Annotated in this window: 23 protein-coding genes; 4 read left to right on the plus strand and 19 right to left on the minus strand. The window is 45.0% G+C overall.

Annotation, left to right across the window (positions count from 1 at the left end):
* Positions 1-375 precede the first annotated feature (375 nt).
* Entirely contained in the window at positions 376-861 is a 486-nt protein-coding gene (locus tag FC20_RS05345; RefSeq protein WP_008460579.1) for an RNA polymerase sigma factor, read from the plus strand.
* Between the two features lie 35 nt (positions 862-896).
* Here FC20_RS05345 and FC20_RS05350 read toward each other — a convergent pair whose 3' ends face one another.
* The 9 genes from FC20_RS05350 to FC20_RS05390 all read right to left on the minus strand — a co-directional run bounded on the left by FC20_RS05350 (position 897) and on the right by FC20_RS05390 (position 8349).
* Positions 897-1682, minus strand: coding sequence for a hypothetical protein (locus FC20_RS05350; protein WP_008460582.1), 786 nt, complete (start codon positions 1680-1682; stop codon positions 897-899).
* Between the two features lie 3 nt (positions 1683-1685).
* Positions 1686-2435, minus strand: a complete 750-nt coding sequence (locus FC20_RS05355; RefSeq protein WP_008460584.1) for a hypothetical protein — start codon at positions 2433-2435, stop codon at positions 1686-1688.
* 266 nt (positions 2436-2701) lie between these two features.
* Entirely contained in the window at positions 2702-3373 is a 672-nt protein-coding gene (locus tag FC20_RS05360) for a DUF4867 family protein (RefSeq protein ID WP_008460586.1), read from the minus strand.
* A 10-nt stretch (positions 3374-3383) separates the two neighbouring features.
* Positions 3384-3959: a galactose-6-phosphate isomerase subunit LacB gene (gene lacB / locus FC20_RS05365; RefSeq protein WP_008460588.1), complete on the minus strand. Its 576-nt coding sequence runs from the start codon at positions 3957-3959 to the stop codon at positions 3384-3386.
* Positions 3960-3985: 26 nt separating this feature from the next.
* Entirely contained in the window at positions 3986-4414 is a 429-nt protein-coding gene (gene lacA, locus FC20_RS05370; RefSeq protein WP_008460590.1) for a galactose-6-phosphate isomerase subunit LacA, read from the minus strand.
* 18 nt (positions 4415-4432) lie between these two features.
* Positions 4433-5200, minus strand: a complete 768-nt coding sequence (locus FC20_RS05375; protein WP_008460591.1) for a DeoR/GlpR family DNA-binding transcription regulator — start codon at positions 5198-5200, stop codon at positions 4433-4435.
* Positions 5201-5438: 238 nt separating this feature from the next.
* Entirely contained in the window at positions 5439-6311 is an 873-nt protein-coding gene (locus FC20_RS05380; protein ID WP_008460593.1) for an aldose 1-epimerase family protein, read from the minus strand.
* Between the two features lie 28 nt (positions 6312-6339).
* Positions 6340-7272 (minus strand): hexose kinase, encoded by a 933-nt coding sequence (locus FC20_RS05385; protein ID WP_008460595.1) that lies wholly within the window; start codon positions 7270-7272, stop codon positions 6340-6342.
* A gap of 54 nt (positions 7273-7326) precedes the next feature.
* Positions 7327-8349 (minus strand): aldose epimerase family protein, encoded by a 1023-nt coding sequence (locus tag FC20_RS05390; protein WP_008460598.1) that lies wholly within the window; start codon positions 8347-8349, stop codon positions 7327-7329.
* Between the two features lie 102 nt (positions 8350-8451).
* Here FC20_RS05390 and FC20_RS05395 point away from each other — a divergent pair, with 102 nt between their 5' ends.
* Both FC20_RS05395 and FC20_RS05400 read left to right on the plus strand, forming a co-directional pair.
* Entirely contained in the window at positions 8452-9618 is a 1167-nt protein-coding gene (locus FC20_RS05395) for a galactokinase (protein WP_008460601.1), read from the plus strand.
* Positions 9619-9639: 21 nt separating this feature from the next.
* On the plus strand, positions 9640-11091 hold the full coding sequence (locus tag FC20_RS05400) for a UDP-glucose--hexose-1-phosphate uridylyltransferase (RefSeq protein ID WP_008460603.1): 1452 nt from the start codon (positions 9640-9642) through the stop codon (positions 11089-11091).
* Between the two features lie 517 nt (positions 11092-11608).
* On the opposite strand, the gene FC20_RS05405 is transcribed toward FC20_RS05400, so the two are convergent.
* The 5 genes from FC20_RS05405 to FC20_RS05425 form a co-directional block, all read right to left on the minus strand.
* A complete protein-coding gene (locus FC20_RS05405) occupies positions 11609-12601 on the minus strand; it encodes a tagatose 1,6-diphosphate aldolase (protein WP_008460605.1) in 993 nt (330 codons plus the stop codon).
* A gap of 56 nt (positions 12602-12657) precedes the next feature.
* Entirely contained in the window at positions 12658-12927 is a 270-nt protein-coding gene (locus tag FC20_RS05410; RefSeq protein ID WP_008460607.1) for a hypothetical protein, read from the minus strand.
* A 48-nt stretch (positions 12928-12975) separates the two neighbouring features.
* Positions 12976-14397 carry a PTS transporter subunit IIC gene (locus FC20_RS05415; protein ID WP_008460609.1) on the minus strand — a complete coding sequence of 474 codons (1422 nt, stop codon included), beginning with the start codon at positions 14395-14397 and terminating at the stop codon, positions 12976-12978.
* A 66-nt stretch (positions 14398-14463) separates the two neighbouring features.
* Positions 14464-14778: a PTS sugar transporter subunit IIB gene (locus FC20_RS05420; protein WP_008460611.1), complete on the minus strand. Its 315-nt coding sequence runs from the start codon at positions 14776-14778 to the stop codon at positions 14464-14466.
* Between the two features lie 26 nt (positions 14779-14804).
* Complete coding sequence (locus FC20_RS05425; protein WP_008460614.1) at positions 14805-15302, minus strand: PTS sugar transporter subunit IIA; 498 nt, start codon at positions 15300-15302, stop codon at positions 14805-14807.
* A 358-nt stretch (positions 15303-15660) separates the two neighbouring features.
* Between FC20_RS05425 and FC20_RS05430 the strand changes: the two genes are divergently transcribed.
* On the plus strand, positions 15661-16428 hold the full coding sequence (locus FC20_RS05430; RefSeq protein ID WP_008460616.1) for a DUF1129 family protein: 768 nt from the start codon (positions 15661-15663) through the stop codon (positions 16426-16428).
* A gap of 285 nt (positions 16429-16713) precedes the next feature.
* On the opposite strand, the gene lacG is transcribed toward FC20_RS05430, so the two are convergent.
* The 5 genes from lacG to FC20_RS05455 all read right to left on the minus strand — a co-directional run bounded on the left by lacG (position 16714) and on the right by FC20_RS05455 (position 21913).
* Complete coding sequence (gene lacG, locus FC20_RS05435; RefSeq protein WP_008460618.1) at positions 16714-18162, minus strand: 6-phospho-beta-galactosidase; 1449 nt, start codon at positions 18160-18162, stop codon at positions 16714-16716.
* 49 nt (positions 18163-18211) lie between these two features.
* The gene (locus FC20_RS05440; RefSeq protein WP_008460620.1) at positions 18212-19951 is read right to left on the minus strand and encodes a lactose/cellobiose PTS transporter subunit IIB; all 1740 of its coding nucleotides are present in this window, start codon (positions 19949-19951) and stop codon (positions 18212-18214) included.
* 57 nt (positions 19952-20008) lie between these two features.
* On the minus strand, positions 20009-20368 hold the full coding sequence (locus FC20_RS05445; RefSeq protein WP_008460623.1) for a PTS lactose/cellobiose transporter subunit IIA: 360 nt from the start codon (positions 20366-20368) through the stop codon (positions 20009-20011).
* On the minus strand, positions 20368-21222 hold the full coding sequence (locus tag FC20_RS05450; RefSeq protein WP_008460625.1) for a PRD domain-containing protein: 855 nt from the start codon (positions 21220-21222) through the stop codon (positions 20368-20370). Before FC20_RS05450 ends, FC20_RS05445 begins: the two co-directional genes overlap by 1 nt.
* A gap of 331 nt (positions 21223-21553) precedes the next feature.
* Positions 21554-21913 (minus strand): PTS lactose/cellobiose transporter subunit IIA, encoded by a 360-nt coding sequence (locus FC20_RS05455; protein ID WP_008460627.1) that lies wholly within the window; start codon positions 21911-21913, stop codon positions 21554-21556.
* Between the last annotated feature and the right edge of the window lie 205 nt (positions 21914-22118).

Genomic DNA, 22118 nt, shown 5'->3' on the forward strand with positions numbered 1-22118 from the left:
CCCCCCAATGACGTAGCCAGGTGATTTTTAGGCTTGACTAACAAAGGTTAGGGGAAGCAACTGGCAAAAAGTAGCTTGGCTAACAAAGGTTGGGGGAAGCAACCGGCAAAAAGTAGCTTGGCTAACAAAGGTTGGGGGAAGCAACTGGCAAAAAACGACTTGGCTAACTAGATTTGGGGGAATCGGCCGCCCTTTTTTTACCCAGGCAGCCTCCCGCCAAAACCGCGCCGCGTCGCCACTCTTACTTTTTCCAAAAAGTGTAAAGACACTAGTTCGGCGGGCGCCCGCCTCCCCACCTCGGTAAGCGCCGCGCTCGCCAAACGGCTAATCTAATACTTGCACAAGGCCTTGTGACACCACTTTAAGGAGTCACACATGATTAGTCGTTACAAAATTGCCGAAGCCTGGTCCAAGCAAAAACTTGTCGCCGGCGCTTTGAAGTCCGCCCACGTTTACCGCAGCTACACCGATTACGAGGACCTCTTTCAGGAGGGGATCCTGGTCTACGCCAAATGCCTGGCCAGCCGCGATCCCCACCTGTCCGATGAGGAGGTTGATCGCCTCGCTTTTAAAAAGGTGCTCTGGCGCACGCTTGATTTGTTAAAAAAGAATCAGCGCCGCTCCGACCACCAGCAAAGCCTGGAGGCGGCCTTCCTTTTACCAGCCAAGCCCGCCGAATGGCCGCTCGCGCTCAAAATCGCCTGGAAGCAGCTGCCAGATTTGGAAAAAATCGTCCTCGGCCAAAATCTGATCCAAGGCTACAGCCTGAAGGAAACCGCCGACCTCTTGAACCTGCCCTACCGGACAACCAGCCGGATCAAAAAGCAGGCCCTAGAAAAATTGCGGCAGCAACTGGAATAAGAAATAAGCGTCAAACCTAAATGGTTTGACGCTTTTTACATCCTAAATTTTCCGTCTTTATCTGTTTGCTCAAAAACGTAATCTAAATCCATTGCCTGAACTGGCAAATTCAAGTCTTTAAACCGCTTCTTGATCCTAACCCGCTTTCCATCTTCAATTTGATCCATCAGCTTTTTCAAAGTAATTCCTTCGCGCGCAAGATAGTTATCTACAAACTGCTGGTACTGGGGGCGATTGAGCAGGCCACTAGCCGTTCCACCTAACACCTCAGAACTTAAATTACCATTCATCCGATGCAGCAAGGCGGTATAGAAGGCATTATGCATTATGCTTTCTCCCTCTTGCTTATAGCTTTGGGCAAAAGACCGCGGTGGATCGAGCAAGTAATGGTTGCTGCTTGCCAGTTCTGTAAACATAATCTGCTTGCCTCGGCACTCAACTTTCTCCATTTTTTGCAGCGCGACAAGATCAGTTCCCGATGTGTGAAAAGACTCTAGTGAAAAAATGGCCCCGCCGCCAGTTGAGACGACATGCTGCTCCTTAATTTTTAGTATCTCGCTGATTGCTTTTTGCAAAAGTATGCCGCCAAAAAGATCATCGTTAACTAAGTGAGTGAGCAAAGAATTCGTACTTTGCTTAAGCAGCAGCTCGCCCCTTTTAGCATCTACAACTAAAGTTCGGTAGTCGCCCAGAATCCCTTTTTCGAAACCAAAAGCAACAATAAAGTTACCATCGATCCGATAGTTGTTGGCCGGCTCAGCTAGCAAGCTTCCGGCTTGATAAGCCTCCTGATACCAGCTCTTGTCATACAAATAATCCATATCTCACCTAAGTTTTTGATCATAGTATTTAAAAGCATGCCTCATTCCATAACCAACATTATCATATTGAGGCAGTTCTTGTTTGGCTGGCTCTAAAAACTTGATCAGGTAATACACCCGCTGATCATCCACGTGACTGGAGTGCTGGAAGCCGCGCCATTTCATTCCTTCTTCAAAGTACCCCCTATACTTTTTTACTTCATAAATCATCCCAAACAAGGCTAAAAAACTCTTTAGTTCACTGCTTTCAGTCACCTTTCCAGTCAACATCAGATCTAATGCCGCCGAATGCGGACAATCTAGCAGTTCATCGAGAGTTACTAAATCTACCTTTGAGTCAATATTCACATGAAAAAGGTTATTCCGGACAAAAATCTTCTTTTGACCAACTAGAATGTATTCCTTCATTTCCGGTAGAGATAAAAAATGCCGCTCTTTCTTAGAAACGTTCTCTATTGCCTTAGTCCTGGACCAAATGAGTCTTAAAAGAAAACACGCAGCTTCCTCGGCTTCAGTCTTTAGCGGATGCTTTTCCTTTAAAAAAGTTCTTACTGCTGAGCGCAACTTCGCTTTTAAAATTGCAACGCCCTTTTTAATCATATCTTTGGTCTCAGTATTAATTAGAATTAACCGACGCTTGGTAAAAAGCAAACTAAGTATGGAGATTTCTTTTTCTTCTAGATCCTGAGATAATTCTTCCGAAAACACAGTGGCGGCAAGCCATTTATTTACATATTTCTCAATTTCTTCCATTTTTATCTACAATGTAATATATGAAATCAACTGTATACTTACTAGGCAATGTAAATTACCTCACAAAGAATAAGTCTACCATACTCTTCTCTCTAATAAAAGCGCTATCATTTAACGAACGTGTGATTTTGTTATTTCTTAATTCCTTAACGACCCTACCATCAGAACCTGCTCGCCTTCGACATTTCAAGCTTTTCATCATTTCCGAAAAATATGAAAAAAGAGCTAGAACAAATCTAGCTCTTTTTTGCGCCTTCAGATGTAAGTTAGTTTAATGGCTTGGTTTCAATCAACTTTCCGGTAAGGGCTACTTGGTAGCCTTGAGCAATCTTGTCTTGCCGCACTGGGTGAACCACTTGGAACTTACCTTGCTTAACCACACGCGGGTTGCCGCTCTTAAAGCCAGCTGGCAGCGGCAAGTTAGTACCATGTAAAACGACTACGATTACCTTATAGCCACTCTTAGTGACTTCGATTGGCGCATAATGCAGAGTCGTGTTGTAGAGTTCAACGATCGTGCCCTTTGGCACGTAATAGATCTTGCCATCCCGGCGCGGATCAATTGTTCCTTGCTTGTCCAGGGTCTGCCTTTTAGCAAAAAACATCACAACGTCATCTAGCATAATGTTGAGTTCAGAACATTGGTGGTACTCAAAAGCAGAAAAATCATCCGTGTGACCAATCGTGGCCCCGGCATCAATTGGCATCCCTGCAAAGACATCCCGGCCAATGGCTTGAATGGCTTCTGTCTTTTCAAGTTCAGGAATTGACTGCAGGTAAGTTGAGCCAGACTCTGGCATAGTGACGTGGTTCATCACGTCTTCGATTTCCGCTAACGGATAATTGTAGATCACGCCAAAGTCCGCAAAGCTTGAGTCCGTTACAGGCAAGATTTCAAGATCAGGGTTAGCTGCTCTAAATTCCTCTAATCTACTCATGGCTCGCCTCTTAGTCGTGGTAGACGCCTTCAGCCCACTTCTTGTTTTCTTCGTCAAAGAAGTGTTCATTGTCCTTTTGGTCTGGGTTTGGCTTAGCAATGTGGTCGATCTTGTCAATCAGCTTCTTATTTTCATCGCTTGGCTTGTACTTAGCGTTCAAGAAGCCATCAACAATGTCAAAAATAAAGTCGCGGCCCAAAACGATCCCGCCAAAGCCTAAAACATTAGCGTTCAATTCTTCGCGGGCGTAAATAGCTTGGGTTTGGTCACCAACCATGGCGGCGCGAATACCTTCATTCTTGTCAGCAGCGGTTGAGATCCCGATCCCGGTCCCGCAAAGAACGATCCCAAGGTCAGCCCGGCCGTCAGCTACGGCTTCAGCAACTCTCTTACCGTACATTGGGTAGTGAGTCCGGCTATTGTCGTAAGTCCCCATGTCCAAGACTTGATAGCCGGCAGCCTTCAAGTGGTCAGAAATCAGCATCTTGGTTGCCGTAACAATGTGGTCATTACCTAAAGCGATGACAGTGTGCTTGTCAATTTTTGCATCAACGTATTCTGGTTGTGGACGATCATTATCTAACATTTTAAAAAAGCCTCCGTTAACTCAAGCTAAATCATCTTTTCAAGCATGTCCAAGCGAACTTGGTGTCTGCCAGCTGCGTATTCAGTGTCTAAGTATCTTTGAACAATGGTATTAGCCAGGTCTGGCCCAACCACGCCGCTGCCCAAAGCAATTGCCTTAGCACCGTTGTGCATCGCCGTCATGTGAGCAGTCCGTTCTTCGTTAACGTTAGCTGTTACCATGCCCTTAACCTTGTTGGAAGCCATGGCTGAACCAACGCCGTAGCGGTCAAACATTACCGCCTTCTTGATGCCGTTGTCCAAAACTTCATGGGTAACCTTCAGACTTGATTCTACAAAGTCTTCAGCAGGTTCTGGGGTAACATCTACAACTTCATAATCGTGCTTTTGAAGGTAGTCCTTAACTTCTTCCTTCAATTCAAAACCGTCTTTGTCGCTTCCGATAACAACTTTCATTGTTATGCTTCCTTTCGTTTAGCTGTCAATACCGGTACGGATTGACGTATATTGCCGATAATATTCCAACACGTCAGGAGAAGCTTGCTTATTAGTTACTAATTCATCAATGTCGTACAGGCTGTAGAACTGGTAAAAGTCTCGGTGGTTAAACTTATACATGTCGGCAACAACTACTTTCTTTTGAGCGTTGTTCAAACCGATGCTTTGAGTTTGCCCTTCCTCAATGTCAGCTGTCAGCAGCTCAGCATCGCTAATCCCGTTTACGCCAACAAAGGCTTTATCATAATTCATTGAATCCAATTCATCATTAGCCAAGGCTCCATAAAAAGTCCCACTGATTCGGCGGTAAGAGCCGCCAACCAAGATCAACTGGTAGTTGTGGGGATTCTTTCGAGCTGTTTCAAAAACCGGCAGTGAATTCGTAACGATTCGCAAATTCTCTTGATCTAAGCGAGCGACCATAAACTCTAAAGTAGTACCGGGTCCAACATAAATCGTTTCATTATCTTCGACTAGACTGGCAGCAATTGCTGCAATCTCCTTCTTTTCAGCGATGTGAATTTCCCTTTTTTCATGAAAATTCTGCTCAGTCTTCATTTGCAAAGACAGGGCCTGAACGCCGCCGTGGAGGCGAATCACCTTACCAGCCTTAGATAGCTCATCTAGGTCACGGCGAATAGTCATTTCTGAAACGTTCATCGTCTTTGCTAAGTCTGATACCGCGATAAAGTTCTGCTCGGTAACCATCTTCATTATTAAATCAAGGCGTTCTCTTTTTAACATTTTCTAACACTCCTTGGTTGCCAATGATAGGTTATGTTCGCTTACAAACATAATATAACATCTGCAACCGCTTTTTTCAATACTTTTTTACTAAAAGAATACCACATTTTTCGGTATTTTTTCGTGTATGTTGCCAAAAGCGGTTTGATCGCTTTTCGTAGGCAAGAAAAAAGAAGGTGGTACTTCTAACATTTTTGATCAGAATTCCCCTTCTTTTCACATTGATATGCTCAGTTAGTTAGAAAAAGCTGATTGATGTCGAAACTACTTCCCCACGTTCCGGCGCAATTACTTGTTCACCCTTCTTATCAGCTATTTCACCAACCTTGCCGTATTGATCAGGCAGGCCTCTAAAGCCCTCTACGCACAAAAATGGCGCATGCTTTTCTTCTGGACTCCAAATTGCCAAGTATGGGAAGTCAGACAACTCCAAGCGAATGGCATGTTGGTGACCACTGACAAGGGTCACCTCACGAAGCTTTTGCGCGTCGTAAATCCGCAAGCCTGCATCCAACATCGGGTAGCTGACTGGCAAACTTGAATCCTTCAAGGCAACTTCTGCTTCCTTGCCGCTTCTAAACGGTGCTGGATCAATCAAGAGTTCAGTCAAGCTGTTAGTCTGCGGTTCAAAATTCAAGCGATAATTGCTCAAGTCCCCTTCCAAATTGAAGGCTGGGTGGAAGCCAAGCGAGTAATACATTTCTTGATCCGTATTGTTGGTGATGGCGTAACTAATCAGCAGCTGCTTGCCTTGCAGCTGGTAGCTGATTCGCACCGTAAAGTCGTATGGATAGACTTCCAGGGTTTCCGCATTTGACACAAAGGTTAAAACAGCGGAATCTTTTTTCACTTCTTCAAGGGCAAAGTCGTAGTCGCGTAAAAAGCCATGCTGCTTCATAGCGTATTTTTGCCCATTAAGCAGGTAGCTATTCTCGTTTGAGCGACCAATAAATGGAAACAGAATTGGCGCATGCCGTCCCCAGTATTGCTTGTCAGCCTGCCAGATGTATTCAAAGCCATCTTGCAAATTCTTAGCACTTTGGACTTCCGCACCTAATGTTGAAATTTTTACTTCTAGTTGATCGTTTGTTAAAGTTAGTAATTCAGTCATTTTTAGTCTCTCTTTGATAAAATATTTTCTACTTTTCAACAACTTGGACTTGATCATGGTATTCGGTAAAGAGTTCAGGGTCGATCCAGCCAGTCTTAGCCTGCATGGTATTCAGCATCCCCGTCGTCATCCCATACTTCAAAACTTCCTGGGGTGCCAGGCCACTATCCATGGCTACTGCCATCCCAGCCAAAGTGGAGTCGCCAGAGCCAACCGGACTGACCACCTTGATCTTCGGAATTTTGGCTTCAAAGAATTGGTCGTTATGCTTGGCAAAAGCCCCCTTGGCTCCCAAAGACACAACGATCCATTCAATACCGTCGAAAACCTCACTAGATAAGGCCTTTTTCAAGGCTTCCTCATCATCCAAATCAATCTTTTGACCCAGAAGCTGCTGCAGCTCACTTTCATTAGGCTTGATCAAGTCTGGCTTAGCAGATAAGGCATCGGCTAAACTGGCACCTGACGTGTCCAGCAGCGCCTTTTTGCCACTGGCATGAATCAAGTCAACCATCTTAGCGTAGTAGTCACTGCCAAGACCTTTTGGCAAAGAGCCAGACATGGTAACCAGGTTGGCATCTTTGAGCAGCCCTTGGAAGTGGTCCAAAAAGGCTTGGCCCTCTTTTTCAGATAAAACTGGGCCACCTTCCAAAACTTCGGTCTGCTTACCGCCGTCGTGCAAGATAGCGATGCAGCTGCGGGTTTCTTGGTCGATATGGTAGAACTTGTAAGCCAGTTCCAGCTGCTTAAGCTGATTTTCGATAAATTGGCCAAAGTAGCCGCCGGTAATCCCAGTAGCTAAGACATCACAGTTGAGCAGGTTGATCACCTTGGAGACGTTCAGCCCCTTGCCTCCGGCCACTTTATCGACTTGGCTGACGCGGTTTACGTCATCGATTACCAAGTGGTCTAGTTGGTAGGAAATATCAATTGAGGGATTCATGGTTACAGTTAAGATCATTTTTGTGCTTCTTTCTATGCTTTTGCTTTTCTTTTATTTTTTTACTTTTAAAAATTAGAACTCGTACTTCCAGGCGATGTGCCGCTCCCAAGTCTTGCCGGGCATGACGGTAATCGCGCCAAGATCACTGCCCGGAAGCGGCGCTGCTTGAGCTTCCAGGGTGATCCCGCCAAAGTGCGGCAGAGTATTAACCTCGCTGCGCCCCTTGCCAAAATGGTTGGCAGTATATAAAACCAAGGCTGGTGCGTCGGTGGTCAGGGCCAGCTTGACCAGACCATCACTAGCAGTTAAAACAGCAGCCGGCTTTGACCCATTCAAAACAAAGGGGTGGTCTAAACCATTCCGGGCCTGAATCTGCTCATCGTCAGACAAAATAGCTTGCCCCACTGGGCGATTTTCACGGAAGTCAAAAACGGTCCCTTCAACGCTCTTCATCTCACCAGTCGGCACCCCATCGCCTTTTACTGGCAGGTAGTAGTCGGCATCCAGCTTAAGCAGCGTTTGATCTACCTGACTGCCCAAGCCGTCTAAGCAGAAGTAGGTGTGGTTGGTCGGGTTAAAAATGGTCAGCTGATCAGAGTAGGCCGTCATCTGACATGACAACTCATTGTCGTTAGTCAAGGTGTAGGTCGTCTCTAGCTGCAGATTGCCCGGAAAGCCGTTATGGCCATCGTAGTCCAGCAGGCTAAAGTGGACACTGACGTAGTCTGTCCCCTTTTCTGGCCGGAAATCCCAAACGCGCTGGTCGGTCCCAAAGCCGCCATGGATGTGGTTTTCCCCATCATTTTGTGGCAGCTGCAAGATATGTGGGCCATTTTGCCACTGGCCCCGGTAAACCCGACCAGCAATCCGGCCAACTGTTCCGCCCAAGAAGTTCCGCTCTTTGTCGTAGTCTTCTGGCTTGTTCAGTGCCAAAATAACATGCCGTTCTTCGCCATTTTTCAGCGGAACCAGCACATCTTCTGCTGTTGCCCCGTAGTTCAGCAGTTTCACCTGCATCCCTTGATCGTTAGTTAAAGTAAATTCGCACAAGTTCTTGCCCTGCAGATAACCGTATTTTTTGATTTGAATCTTCATTTTTTCTCTTTTCGTCCTTTTTTGTTAGTTCAATGTTTATTTTTGCGCTGGAAGCGTTTAAAATATAATTATCAAACAAATTATAACAAACAGGAGCAAAAAATGAACACCCAATTTTTAAAAGACAACTTTGAAAAGACATTTAACGAACCAGCCTTCGATACTTTCTTCTCACCGGGCCGGATCAACATTATCGGTGAACACACCGACTACAACGGCGGTCACGTCTTCCCTTGCGCCATCAGCCTGGGGACCTACGCTGCCTACGGTTCACGCAGCGACAAGCAAATTTCCGTTTGCTCAGGCAACATGAACGATGACGTCGTCACTTTTGCCATTGGCGACACTAGTCTAGAAAAAGACCCTGACCACAAGTGGATCAACTACTTCAAGGGCATGATCGCTTATGTTCAAGAAGAAACAAAACCGCTAGACCACGGCTTCAACCTTTACGTCTGGGGCAACCTGCCATATGGTGCAGGTCTTTCCTCATCAGCCTCCATCGAAATGCTGATCGGCAAGGTTTTAACTGAAGAATTCAACTTGAGCGTTGATCCAGTCAGAATGGCCCAGCTTGGGCAAAAGACCGAAAACGAGTTTATCGGCTTATCCTCTGGCATCATGGACCAATTTGCCGTCAACATGGGCAAGAAGGACCACGCTATCTTCTTAGACTGTGCAAGCTTGAAGTACAAGTACCTACCACTGAACCTGGGCGATTACGAAATCATCATCATGTCCACCAACAAGAAGCACACCCTGGCTGACTCCGCTTATAACGACCGAGTACGGGAATGCCAAGAAGCCACCAAGAAATTGCAGCAAAAGCTCAAGATCGAACATCTTGGCGACATTAACGAAGAAACCCTGGACGAATACTCTTACCTGATCAATGACGAAACCCTGCTCAAGCGGGCCCGCCACGCCGTTAGCGAAAACCAGCGCACCATCAAGGCAACAGAAGCCATGATGGACAAGGACCTGGAAAAGCTGGGCCGCCTGATCAACGCTTCTCACGTATCTCTTCACTTTGACTACGAAGTCACTGGCAAGGAGCTGGACACCCTGGCTGAAACGGCTTGGCGGCAAGACGGCGTCCTCTGCGCCCGGATGATTGGGGGCGGCTTTGGCGGCAGTGCCATTGCCATCGTCAAGGAAGACAAGGCTAAGGAATTCGAAGAAAAGGTTGGAGCAGTTTACGAAGAAAAGATCGGCTACGCAGCAAGCTTCTACGAAGCCAAGATCGTTGACGGCACCCACAAGCTGTAGAAAGGAATTAGAAGGCTTTTTATGTTAATTGCAAATTTTGTCCAAAAAATTATCGAAAACACTGACTACCAAGAAATCGACCGGGTCTACCTGTTTAACAAAGTCCAGGCTCTGGTCGGCGACGGAGACGTGGAAGAAAAAGACGGGAATCCTTTGGACCAATTGGTAGACCTGGCTGTTAGCCGGAAGAAAATTCCAGATGACCAGACCAGCCGCGAAATCCTGGCTGACCAACTGGCCGACTTAATGACCCCGGCCCCAAGCAAGGTCAATGACCTCTTCTGGAACAAGTACCATGATTCAGCTAAGACCGCAACCGACTGGTTCTACCAGCTTTGCATCGACAACAACTACGTCAAAAAAGACGCGATTGCTAAGAACGTTGTTTTCTCAGGCGATAGCTCCTATGGCCACCCGCTGGAAATCACCATCAACCTATCTAAGCCAGAAAAGGATCCAAAGGCGATTGCGGCCGCTGCTAAAAAGCGCGACGACTCTTACCCAAAGTGCGACCTTTGCCTGGAAAATGAAGGCTACTTGGGCACTTACGGCAAGAATGCCCGTAGCAACCTCCGCATCATCCGGATGAACGTTGGCGGGGAAAAATGGGGGATGCAGTATTCGCCATATGCTTACTTTAACGAGCACTGCATCTTTTTGGACGAAATCCATGAGCCAATGGTGATCAACCAACAGACCCTGACCAACCTGCTCCAGATCATCAAGACCTTCCCCCACTACATGGTCGGCTCAAACGCGGACTTGCCAATCGTCGGTGGGTCACTACTGTCTCATGAGCACTACCAAGGCGGCGGCCACCGCTTCCCAATGATGAACGCCGTGATCAAGAAGGAGCTGACTTTTGCCCAATACCCAGACGTGACCGGCGGAATCGTCGACTGGCCAATGAGCGACCTGCGCCTGATCAGCAAGAACCCGACGTCCTTGATTGCCCTGGGCACAGAAGTGATTAACAAATGGCAAAAATACAGCGATGAGAGCCTCCATATCGTGGCGGAAAAGGATGGCGTGTTGCATCACACGGTAACGCCAATCGCCCACAAGGACGATGACCAGTACGTCTTAGAGCTGGTTTTACGGGACAACAACACTAGTGAAGAATATCCATTAGGGCTCTTCCACCCGCACGCCGACAAGTGGCACATCAAGAAGGAAAATATCGGCCTGATCGAGGTCATGGGCCGGGCCATTTTACCAGGACGGCTCAAGGCGGAGATGGCCGAAGTGAAAAAGTTCCTGCTGGACCAGCCAAATGAGATGGCTGAGATCCACCGGGACTGGGCTGAAGGGCTGAAACAGGCCCATAGTGGCCTGAACGAAGGCAACGTGGATGATCTGCTTCAGCAGGCTTTACTCGACGTCTTTGACCAGGTTTTGGCCGATGCAGGCGTGTTTAAGAATGACGATGCCGGGAATGCGGGCTGGGACCGTTTCTTGGCGGAAGTAAAGTAAGACGAAAAGACAACTTGTTTAGTTCAATACAAATTAAAAAGCGGTTTAGCTGTATAGCTAAATCGCTTTTTCGTTTACTTACACCTTCTCAGGCTCAAGCATTTTACTAATGTCATAAATTTGCTGGATCTTTAGCAGCGGAAAGAGCTCTTGCAACAGTCTAGTACAAAGACGATTATCTTGCATGATCGTGAAGAACATGTAACTAAAAGAATTGCAAGCCTAAGTGCTAAAGCACTAAAGCTTGTAACTTCATCCGTAATTCCGAAAGTCGTTACAATAGTCAAAGAGTGTAAAAAATTGTTTCTAATAATATCCCATAATCAAGAGCGAAGGCAAAAGAAAACCTACAGCCTTTGGGGGAGGCTGTAGGTTTCTGCGATTGTTAAAAATAAATTTTTGAGAAAAATACCATTTAGTAAATGTGTAAAGCAATAAATGAGTTATTAGCTAAAAAGCTAAATAGAAAGTTAGAGTATTTACGGATAAGTTATGTATGATAAGTACCGAATGTGATTTATTCAACATCCAGCTTGTCGCGCCAGCTCTTAGCGCCGCTCAAGGCTGCGTTCAGGTTCTCGATGTTTTCCTTACCTTGAGTCCGCATCCATTCACGGCCGGCTTCTTCGCCTTCAGCAGCGAAGATCTTGATTGATGGCTTCCAAGTTGCACGGCCACACAGCACGCCGTTGAACTTAGCACCGGCTTCTTCAGCCATCTTGATTTCAGCGATGAATTCTTCTGAGGTAACGCCAGCTGACAAGAAGATGTATGGCAAGTTGGTTGCGTCAGATTGTTCCTTCAAAAGCTTCTTGGCTTCTTCTTGAGTGTAGACAACTTCGTTGTCACCATTAAAGCCTTCAACGTATTTAATGTTGAATGGAATTTCCACCTTCAAGACAGTTACGCCATAACGCGGCTTTGAGAATTCCTTTTCAGCTTCAACAACCTTGTGAGCCTTAACCTTAGCAAATTCTGGACTTTGGTTGTCGGCAATATTTGCGTCATAAGTCAACAGTTCCAAGAAGAATGGCAAGCCAACGGCCTTAGCTTCAGCACCAACACGTTCAACAAAGGCGTGCTTCTTATCGTTGATCTTTTCGCCTTCATCTGGGTCGTAGTAAAGCAAGAACTTGATAGCGTCAGCGCCTTCTTCCTTGATCCGCAGGCCTGATTGATTTTCGATCAAGTCACACATTCTGCCTGGTTCGCTAGTGTCGTAGCCAGTCTTTTCATATGAGAGAAGGAGACCACAGTTCTTGTCGCGAACCTTGGTTGCTGGCAAGCCGTATTCTGGGTCAGTCAAGATGCCTGAAGCATACTTAGTCAATTCTTCAGAAACAGCCTTCTTGTATTCAACGATGGTTTCTTCATCAGCAGGCTTGTTGGCAGCTTCAGCCAGCATTCTCTTCAAAGAACCTCTTTGGTCAATGGCCAAAGCTGAGATAACCCCATCCTTGGTTGACAAGTTTTCCATGTGTTTTGCAACTTCTGCAGTAATCTTAGTCATCGAATTATACTCCTGAATAAAATATTATGATTGTATACTATTGATATCGATTTAGATTAATTTGAATTCACACTTTGCTTTTTGCTGGTGGATTTCTTATGACCAGCCCAGTCATAATACTTGCGGCTGTAGCGGTTGTTCACGTTGTCCCAAACCACAATTCGGTAAAGGGCATATGCCGTACCGACCATGGCCAGAGCCTGGAAGATCCAAAGCTTGGTAAACACACTGAGAGCATTGATGACGATTACAAAGACCGTCCACAGGAATACACGGTTTCGTCGTGCCTGCTCAGCAGCCGATACATTTGATTTAGACTTCTTCATAGATAAAACCTCCGAGCAAATAGCATTATTATGATTTGTTAGTCAAGCCTAGTCCTTGTTTTCCTTGGCTGCAGCGTATTCAGCATTGCGCTTCTTCATTTGCTTTGCGTACCACATGAAGAGCAGGAGATAAGCGGCTAAAGCCAAGAGCGCGTAAACAATGAACATGCCTTGCTTGCTCCAAGCGTTACCAACCAGGTAGCCCAAGAACTTTTCAACTGGCCCTTCCATAGTGGTGTCAGATACCAGGGTATGTGCTGGAATTGAAGCACCTACTTGGTGAGCAACGTTAGTTACGAATGGGGCAACCAGCGTACCAGCCCACAGGAAGACAGGCAATTCCAAAGCACCAATGATGATCATGCGGATGATCTTACCACGAGTGACAACCAGCAAAGCTGGAGCAATCCCCATACCAATGATCCCGCCTAAAGGCATCAATCTGTTGCCTGGCAGAACCATGGCTTCAAGCATCATGATTGGGGCCAAAACGTTACATGCAGCCCAGATTTCTGAACGGCCGGCGATGAATGGCCAGTCCAAACCAATGTTGAAGGTCCGACCTTCAAACTTCTTAGTAGCAAAAGCTGAGATACCTTGTGAAAGTGGTTCAACAGAAGCAATGAACCAAGAACCAATTACTGAGAACAATTCAATGCAGGTACCGGCAGTGAAAGACAGAGTGAACATGTTCTTCCAGCCTGCTTCAGTAGTAAAATTGGTACCAGCAAGCAGTGAAACGAAGACCCCAAGGTAGACACCAATCGCAAAGCGACTGCCCCAGAAACCGATCTTTTCATTCAATTTAGCTGAGTCAAAGTCAAACTTATCCAGCCATGGGAAGATCTTATCGAATAATTTGTCAAAGACCATGATGATTGGATTCATCATGTAGTTCATGTGAGTGGTCGTCATTGGGTTTGAATCTGGAGCATCCAACAAGTCGTTAAAGGTTGGTTTCATCAAGTCAGAGTTGATGATCTTCAAAGTGCCGATGAACAACACCAAAATAGTTGACAACCACAACGGTGCACCACAGTACATGCTGAACAAACCAACAAAGGCTGAGTGCCATACGTCGAAGATATCGACGTCAAGCGTGTTAGTCTTGTTCCAAACCAGCATAACCACATTCAAAATGATCAAAACCAGCAAGTAATACAGGGTATAAGGTGAACCCCAGGTAATAGTAGCCAAAGGTGCCCAGCCCATGTCCAGGATGTCCATGTGAATCCCAGTGTGTTCAACGAATTGCTTCATTGGAACTTGGAAAGCATTAGTCAGCATCGCCATAACGTTACTGATAGCAGTTAAGGCAATTGCCAGCTTCATGCCGCCTTCAAGGGCCTTGCTAAACTTAACTCTGAAACATAAGGCAATGACAGTCAAAACCACCAACATAATTGTTGGGGCCCCCATGTCGATCAGCGGCTTGAAGACCGCGTTCGCGAAGTGAATAATCCCATTCATTTCTTATTTGTCCTCCCGACAAAATTTATTTCTCATTTTTCTCTTATTGTGCAATCAGAGCTGATCCTATTCAGCTTCAATCTTCTTACAAATCTTTTCTACTTCGTCATAGACTGGTTGAGCCATGGCTGGGATTCTGTAAAGAATTGGACCTGCTTCAACAACTGGGATCTTAGGGGTAAAAGCCAAATCGGTCTTAGCAATAGTCAGGTAAGCGTCATAGTCGTTAAGCAAGTCTTCGTTAACGTCCTTGATCATAACTGCGTCACACTTTACATTGTGACCACGCTTCTTCATTTCTGCTTCAACTGCATCCTTGATTTGGTGTGATGAGTTAACCCCTGCACCACAAGCTGCTACAAGTTTAATTTGTCTAGCCATTAGTATTTCCTCCTAAAAAAATTACATTAATCTTGCTTAAAATGATCAGCCATAAACTCATAAATCTCATTTGTAGACTTGAGATTGAATAGCTTAGTCAATTGATCGACTGGAGTTGAGTTAAGGAAGTCCATGATCTGTGCAAGAATGTTCGCTTGTCCTTCTGGATCGTTGTTCAAAATCATGAACAAGAACTTCACATCCAATTCCTTGTCAGGTTCAATCATATTGTTGAACTTGATTGGGTGGGTCAATTCGATTGGTACAATCATGCGCGTATTGACGAATTCACCTTCCGTATGTGGAATTGCCACATTCGGTAAGTCCTTGGAAATTGGGGAAGTATCGATCCCGGTTGGGTACTTGTTCTCCCGTTCCAAAATATGCTCGATAAAGTCACCTTTCACGTAGCCCCGATCGAGCAATTTCTGGTAAACCTCACGAATCACAGCTTCCTTGTCGCTTTGGCTGCTGATAAACACAGCATCGTCAGCGAACAGTCCTTTCTTAGTTGCGGTCAACATCACTGCACTCCTTTCAAATCACAAATCAAACCTATGAGCTTTACTGATCATTTGTGTGCTTTTTTGTTTGATTTCAATTGTTATTATAGTTAACCGCTTACAAGATTGCAAGTGTTTTTTGTGTTTTTTTGTTCTTTTTTGTTATTGACCAACAAACAGCTTAATCTTACAGTTTTTTGCCTAATTCTTTCGTATTTTCGTCAGCTGGCCAAGCTAATTTTTACGTTTATTACCCTATGAAAACAACATTAAAGAACAATTATGTCACAAAAAGCTTTGAATAATGCGCAGGAAAGCGCTATATTATAGATGTAAAAAGGACAATTAATTTGCAAATAAAATTGGAGGATCGTTAATTATGACTGCAAGAGAAAAAAATCAGCTGTCTGTCAATCCGAAGCAGTCCAAGCTGCGCAAGCTTGCTCAAGCCGAAGACAACTACGAGTACTTGAAAACTTTGCCAACGGCGGAATTAATAAAGCAACTGACTAAAAAGAACCAAGAATATGTAACTAATCTTAGACGGATTCTTATTAACGAAGGGAAAGGCGAGATTGATAATGAACAAGCTGAGCTAATAATTGAACCACTTCTAGCGAAAATTATCGCTGCACAGAGTAAAGGTGAAACCGCCAAGCAACTATTTGGTCTGCCACCAACTCAACTAGCGCCTATGCTGCTGTCTCCAGATGAAGATGCCAATCCTACTGGGAAGTGGCAATATTTCACGATCACTTCTTTGGCTTTTTTAGCCATGTTCTCCCTCTTGGCTGGGATCTATGAACTTACGGAAAACGGCAATCTAAGCCAAGCAAAGCAGATCGGCTGGCTGACTATCGCGGTTCTGGCACCTTTGATGGGCTATCTTGCTACTCGCTACCAGGAACTAACCAAGGCCAAGATTAAGCAAAGTCACTTGTTTCTTTGGTCAGTCATGAATCTGGTAATGGCTGGCGTAATAATCTGGCTTCTTCAGTCGCCAGCTATGCAGATAGTCAACATCTACCTTCCAGCTTCAGTCTACTTGGTCATCGCTATTGTGGCTGTTGCCCTCTTAATTCTTCTAATGCGACGTTTCAAGATCGACCACATTTTCTTTGCTGACCGGAAAGTTAAGAACAGTTAAAAATTCCAAAAAAGACGCTGAGCAAAACAAAATGCTCAGCGTCTTTTAAGTTGAAAATAAATGATTACAGAAAAACAGGCCAACATGATAGAGAGTTGGCCTGTCTGGGTTGAATTAAAATAAACTTGTAATATAAAGTTGAGAGTAATGTTAAAAGTTAAATTTAGTTGGACCAAAGCAATTGATGTCCGCAATCAGTTTGCTTAGGTTAAACCGTTTTTGTTTTTGAGATACGGAAATTGTGAGAGATATTCATTTTCTTCGGAGTGAATTGCGGGATGAATCTTAGTAGTTCCAGCCTATCACCTTCTCATCAGTTGAAATCTGCTTGCTGTCTGCCAAGCCACGGTACCAATAGGCACTCTGCTTTGGATAACGGGCCTGGGTCTCAAAGTCAACATAGAACAAGCCGTAGCGCTTTGAGTAGCCGTTAGTCCATGAGAATTGGTCTTGCAGTGACCACACGAAATACCCCTTAACCGGAATTCCATCTTGAATAGCCTTAGCCACTTCCAAGATATGAGCCTTAAGGTACTGAATCCGTGGTGCGTCATCAATTGCCTTGTCTGGTCCCAAGAACTTGTCCTTGTAGCCCATCCCATTTTCAGTGATGTAGATTTCAGGAACATCCGGATAGTTATCGTGAACCCGCTTGAGCTGGTCATACATCCCCTTTGGATAGATGATCCAGTCCCAGTCGGTGGCTGGCAAGTCTGTAGGGTGAACTTCTTCCCCGACGCCCTTCATCTTATTGACGTCAGTCCCCTTTTCCCCGCCACCATTGTGATGGAAGACATTTTCACCGTGGTGTTCCTTCATGAACTTGCTGAAGTAGTAGTTGACCCCGACAAAGTCCAAAGACTTAGCAGCCTTAGTCAAAACTTCTTCGTCTTCTGGCTTAATTTCAATCATTTGCTGGTCATTAGCTTCAATGATTTCCTGCACCAAAGCCAAGGTTTCATCTGAATAGTGGCCAGCTAAAGTCCCGTCCAGGTAGAAGCGATTTTCCAGGGCGTCCTTTAAGGCAGCAGCGTGCTTATCGCCTTCGCTTGGACTAGCTGGGTAAACCGTCTGTAAGGCGTGAACTACGCCAATTTTACCGTCATAGCCGCCTGCTTTAAAGGCATTGACGATTCTTGCATGAACCAGGTTTTGATTGTATTCAGCTTGGAAGCACTTAGCAAATTCGTTGGTATAAGCTGGCGGGAAAGTCCCAGATACATATTGCTGACCCGCCATTGACGTTGGCTCATTGATGGTGATCCAGTATTTTACCTCGTCGCCAAATTCCTTGAAGCAGAACTTAGCATAGTCGACAAAGGCATCCAGCATTTCCTCTGACAGCCAGCCACCCTTGTCTTGCAAGGCTTGCGGCGTATCAAAATGGTGCAGGGTCACAAACGGCTCTACGCCGTCTTCGTGGCACTTTTTAAACAGTTTGTGGTAGTAAGCAACCCCGCGCGGTTCCAGCTTGCCCGTCCCTTCTGGAAAGATTCTGGCCCAGTCAATGGACACGCGAATTGCGTTAATATGGAACTTCTTGCACAGATCCAGGTCAGTTGGGTATCTGTGATAAAAATCGGCAGCTGGGTCGGGGTTGATTGTTCCTTGCTCATGCAAGTACTTGTCCCAGATTACTTCCCCCTTGCCATCTTCTTTAGTGGCGCCTTCTACTTGGTAGGCTGCCGTAGCCCCACCAAAGTAAAAGTCTTCAGGTAAGTGATATACAGTCATTTTTTCTTTCTCTATTTTTTCTCTTTTGTTTAGTTACTTGTTACTTTTTTTACTTTTTCAAAGAGTTGACCACAAAGTTGAAGGCCTTGTCCTTGTTTTGCGTTAATTCAATGTATTGACGGCCAGTCGTCGTTACTAACTTAGCGCCAACCTTGTCAGCAACTTCTTGCAAGTTGTCTTTCATAGAGTCCATTTGCGGTGCTAGGATGATCAAGTCCATGTCGTCAATCACATCCATGTGTTGGCCATAAGCCCGGGCTACTGAGTGCAGCGGCAAGTTTCTTTCACCAGCCAGCTTGTTCAAAGCCTTGGACAAAATCCCTGAGGTACCACCACCGGCACAGATGACCATGACGTTGGTGTCTTTGTTTAATACTTTAGATGCATCAGCACTTGCGGCTGAGTCGTCCTTCTTAGTTTCAGTGTTCTTAGCAGCAGTTACAACAGCTGAGCTTGCAGCGGCTGGAGCAGCAACAGTAGTTGCGGCAGCCTTCTTTTCAGCTTCTTCTTCAGCCAAAGCAGCTTGTTCTTTAGCGTAAACGTCGTTGTCGTATACGCGGAAGAATGGAAGCCAAATCAAAACGTCTAAGATCAAGGCCAAGATGACAAAGACAAATGATAATGGGGCAAAACCAGTACCAACTACGATACCAATAGGTGCTGGAACCGTCCATGGCAAGGTTGCGATGAATGAGTTCATCTTCAAAACGTCAACGAAGAACTTAAAGAGCATGACGTTGACCATTGGCGTTACAACGAATGGAATGAAGAAGACTGGGTTCATGATGATTGGGGCACCGAACAGGATTGGTTCGTTAACTGAGAACGTTACTGGGATAACGGATGCCTTACCAACAGCCTTGTTTTGAGCTGACTTAGACAAAAGCAAGAAAATGTAAGCCAATACTAAAGTTGAACCAGTACCACCCATGTTCATGATGTAGTCTTGGGTGTTAACAGCCAAAACGTGTGAAGCATGTTGACCAGCGTGCATCAAGGCCGTGTTCAAACCAACGTTGGTAGTTTCAATTGTGGAAACGGCTGGAGCCACGATGGATGGACCCTGAACCCCTACGAACCAGAAGAAGGCCATCGCACCGGCGATCAAGGCTAAGCCAAGGTAAGAGTCACTAGCGTGGAAGATTGGTGATAGCAAGTTGATGATGCATTGTGACAAGTTTGCGTGGAAAGCCCCTTGCAAGATCAAGTTCAAAACCCAGAAGACAACTACTGAGAACAGCATTGGGAAAATGTCAGTAAAGGTTTGAGCAATGTTTTGTGGAACTTGGTCTGGCATGGTGATTCGAACATTGCGAACAATGCAGAACTTGTAGATGTTTGGTACGATGCAGCCTACCAGGTAAGCAGCAACCAAACCTTGAGTCCCCATGTAAGTCAGGTCAATGCCAGTCTTAGGGTTGGTGACAATCGCCACAATGATAAAGCAGATTTCGGCTGACATGATAACAGAAATCGTGTTAATCTGGTTGGTCTTTGGCAGCTTAACGTTCAAGCTGTCAGTCAAGTTCTTGGCACAGGTGGCAGCCACAAACAGTGACAGCATCCCCATTGAGAAGTTGTACGGAACCGTCAAGGCGTTGGCTACGGCAGTTGGCCAGTAGAAGCCCCAGGCGTTAGGTACATAAGCAATCAAACTAAAAATACTTGAGAACAAAATGATTGGCATGGCTGCGATAAAGCCGTCACGGATCGCAGAAACGTACTTGTTAGCCGCGAACTTTGCGAATGCAGGCTTCATTTTGTTCATTTTCGCTTCAAAAGCGTGCATATGTTTCTCCCTCTAGTTAATAAACAATATATTCAGTTTTTCTCTTTTGCGATTCCCTTAATCGATTTCCTTGCCTTCCAGCTTGTTCAGCCGAGCATATTGATCGATAATGGTTTCCATCTCATCCTTTAACAACATAGTCGTCATCAAGGTATCTTGGCCGTGAACCATAATGAAAGTCACATCCATATCCATGCCGCTGGCTTCCTTGCTCAGCAGCTTGGTCTGTTCATTATGGGCAGCGTTGATCGAGTCGTTAGCCTCCTTAACTAACTCTCTTGCCTTGCTGATATGTCCCTGACTCGCCTCCTTCGATGCTTTAATCAATGCCGTTCGGGCATCCCCGGCATAAGCCACGATGGCAAAGCCGGTCATTGATATTTCTTCTTTAGTTACCTTTTCTTCGGTTTCTTCCATTATTCCTTTGCTCCTTCGATTAATCTTTCAACATGAATAATTAGGTACAAGCCTTCCATCTTAGAAAGCTGAATTTGATATTTGTCATTCAACAGCTGACCGATCTTATTTACAGTAGCGGTTGCTTTTGGAAAATCCTTACTAATGCTTTCGATGCTCTGCATAGAGATATCAGCATGATCTTCAAAGTGCTCGTGTTGCAAGCGCAAGACAAAATACTTGATATGGGTTATTAGGCGGTTGAAATCATCCTCATTTTCATCCGTCTTATTGATCCCCTCTGCCTTCAGCACCTGAATGATCGTATCCATAATCTCTTCATCAAGGTGGTTAACCGTCTTCGTTTGGTTAACCTGATCGCCATGAGCATTGATGAAATGCAGGGCTATGCTGCTGCGTTCACTGACCGGGAATTCGATGCCAAGCTGCTTTTTAAGGCCTGCCAAAAAGTCATCAGCAATCTCGTAAGCAACTGGGAACTTCTCCCCTAAATCTGGTAAAACGTAGTTCTTTTGATAGCGTCCCTTTTTTATCCGCTGGTAGGCAGAATATAGGTGCATGGTCAAAGTTACATATAGGTAGCTTTCAACCTTAAAGCCATACTTTTCCTGACTCTCTTCAATCAGGGAGTAGCTGGTTTTAACGAAGTTATTTGGCACGTCCTTGAGCAAGCCGGAGAGATCTTCAACTGTATGCTCATCATGCATCTTGAAGGTCTTCTCAATCTTCTTGCGATCGATTTGATCGCCTTTCCTCTTACCAAAGGCAATGCCTCTTCCCATGACAATTGCCGGTACGCCTCTTCTATCTTGGATAACTGCTACGTTGTTATTCAAAACTTGCGCTATTTTCAAAGGACTCTCCCTCCTCGTATCCAACTCAAATGCCATTTTTGGCAAAAAAAACAACCGCCCCTCCCAGCCTATAGTTTTCCCATGGCCTTCAGAGTGCGGTTTTGCCTAATTCAATAGTAACAATTCGCAATTTAAGTCATTAAGTCTGCAAGGATTATCCTAGCACTTTGTTAATAATTTGTAAACACTTACACAAGAAAAATGTTAATTTTTTATTGAGCCAGTCATTTGATAATTTTTAAAAACATTCGGTTGTTTTTATCAAAATTGCAATGAATACTTGACTATTGTCCCATTTTTCTTTTAACAGCATTCAAGTTTAGCAATCACGTCAATCGACCGTTTTTCCTTCGAGCTTGTTAATTCTTTCATAAAGATTAATGATAGTTTCCATTTGATCTTTCAATAGCATGGTCGTCATCAAAGTATCTTGACCGTGAACCATAATAAAGGTGACGTCCATATCCATGCCACTTGCTTCCTTGCTCAAAAGCTTGGTTTGCTCATTGTGGGCAGCATTGATTGAATCGTTGGCTTCCTTCACTAAGTCACGGGCTTTAGTAATATGACCTTCACTGGCTTCTTTCATCGCCTTGATCAGGGCGGTTCGGGCATCCCCAGAGTAGGCAACGATCGCAAAGCCAGTCATCGAAATATCGGTTTTCGTGATTTCCTTGTTTTCGTCTTCCATTTTTTACCTCTTACAAACAAAAACCACACCTCTCAAACTAAATAAATAGTTCAAGAGATGTGGTTTTGCCTAATTGGATAGTAACAATCCACTTTTTGATCTTGATTATTATTCTTCTGCTTTCCGAACAACTATATGGTAGCACTTTCTTTTTAGTCTGTAAACCCTTACAGAGGTTTTTTGTCAAAAAAGCACAGAAACGCAC

Origin of the sequence: Lactobacillus equicursoris DSM 19284 = JCM 14600 = CIP 110162, from assembly GCF_001434815.1 — a bacterium.
GTDB lineage: Bacteria > Bacillota > Bacilli > Lactobacillales > Lactobacillaceae > Lactobacillus > Lactobacillus equicursoris.

Coding starts and splice junctions, on each gene's coding strand:
- FC20_RS05345 (WP_008460579.1), top strand. CDS start 376: ATGATTAGTCGTTACAAAATTGCCGAAGCCTGGTCCAAGCAAAAACTT.
- FC20_RS05350 (WP_008460582.1), bottom strand. CDS start 1,682: ATGGATTATTTGTATGACAAGAGCTGGTATCAGGAGGCTTATCAAGCC.
- FC20_RS05355 (WP_008460584.1), bottom strand. CDS start 2,435: ATGGAAGAAATTGAGAAATATGTAAATAAATGGCTTGCCGCCACTGTG.
- FC20_RS05360 (WP_008460586.1), bottom strand. CDS start 3,373: ATGAGTAGATTAGAGGAATTTAGAGCAGCTAACCCTGATCTTGAAATC.
- lacB (WP_008460588.1), bottom strand. CDS start 3,959: ATGTTAGATAATGATCGTCCACAACCAGAATACGTTGATGCAAAAATT.
- lacA (WP_008460590.1), bottom strand. CDS start 4,414: ATGAAAGTTGTTATCGGAAGCGACAAAGACGGTTTTGAATTGAAGGAA.
- FC20_RS05375 (WP_008460591.1), bottom strand. CDS start 5,200: ATGTTAAAAAGAGAACGCCTTGATTTAATAATGAAGATGGTTACCGAG.
- FC20_RS05380 (WP_008460593.1), bottom strand. CDS start 6,311: ATGACTGAATTACTAACTTTAACAAACGATCAACTAGAAGTAAAAATT.
- FC20_RS05385 (WP_008460595.1), bottom strand. CDS start 7,272: ATGATCTTAACTGTAACCATGAATCCCTCAATTGATATTTCCTACCAA.
- FC20_RS05390 (WP_008460598.1), bottom strand. CDS start 8,349: ATGAAGATTCAAATCAAAAAATACGGTTATCTGCAGGGCAAGAACTTG.
- FC20_RS05395 (WP_008460601.1), top strand. CDS start 8,452: ATGAACACCCAATTTTTAAAAGACAACTTTGAAAAGACATTTAACGAA.
- FC20_RS05400 (WP_008460603.1), top strand. CDS start 9,640: ATGTTAATTGCAAATTTTGTCCAAAAAATTATCGAAAACACTGACTAC.
- FC20_RS05405 (WP_008460605.1), bottom strand. CDS start 12,601: ATGACTAAGATTACTGCAGAAGTTGCAAAACACATGGAAAACTTGTCA.
- FC20_RS05410 (WP_008460607.1), bottom strand. CDS start 12,927: ATGAAGAAGTCTAAATCAAATGTATCGGCTGCTGAGCAGGCACGACGA.
- FC20_RS05415 (WP_008460609.1), bottom strand. CDS start 14,397: ATGAATGGGATTATTCACTTCGCGAACGCGGTCTTCAAGCCGCTGATC.
- FC20_RS05420 (WP_008460611.1), bottom strand. CDS start 14,778: ATGGCTAGACAAATTAAACTTGTAGCAGCTTGTGGTGCAGGGGTTAAC.
- FC20_RS05425 (WP_008460614.1), bottom strand. CDS start 15,302: ATGTTGACCGCAACTAAGAAAGGACTGTTCGCTGACGATGCTGTGTTT.
- FC20_RS05430 (WP_008460616.1), top strand. CDS start 15,661: ATGACTGCAAGAGAAAAAAATCAGCTGTCTGTCAATCCGAAGCAGTCC.
- lacG (WP_008460618.1), bottom strand. CDS start 18,162: ATGACTGTATATCACTTACCTGAAGACTTTTACTTTGGTGGGGCTACG.
- FC20_RS05440 (WP_008460620.1), bottom strand. CDS start 19,951: ATGCACGCTTTTGAAGCGAAAATGAACAAAATGAAGCCTGCATTCGCA.
- FC20_RS05445 (WP_008460623.1), bottom strand. CDS start 20,368: ATGGAAGAAACCGAAGAAAAGGTAACTAAAGAAGAAATATCAATGACC.
- FC20_RS05455 (WP_008460627.1), bottom strand. CDS start 21,913: ATGGAAGACGAAAACAAGGAAATCACGAAAACCGATATTTCGATGACT.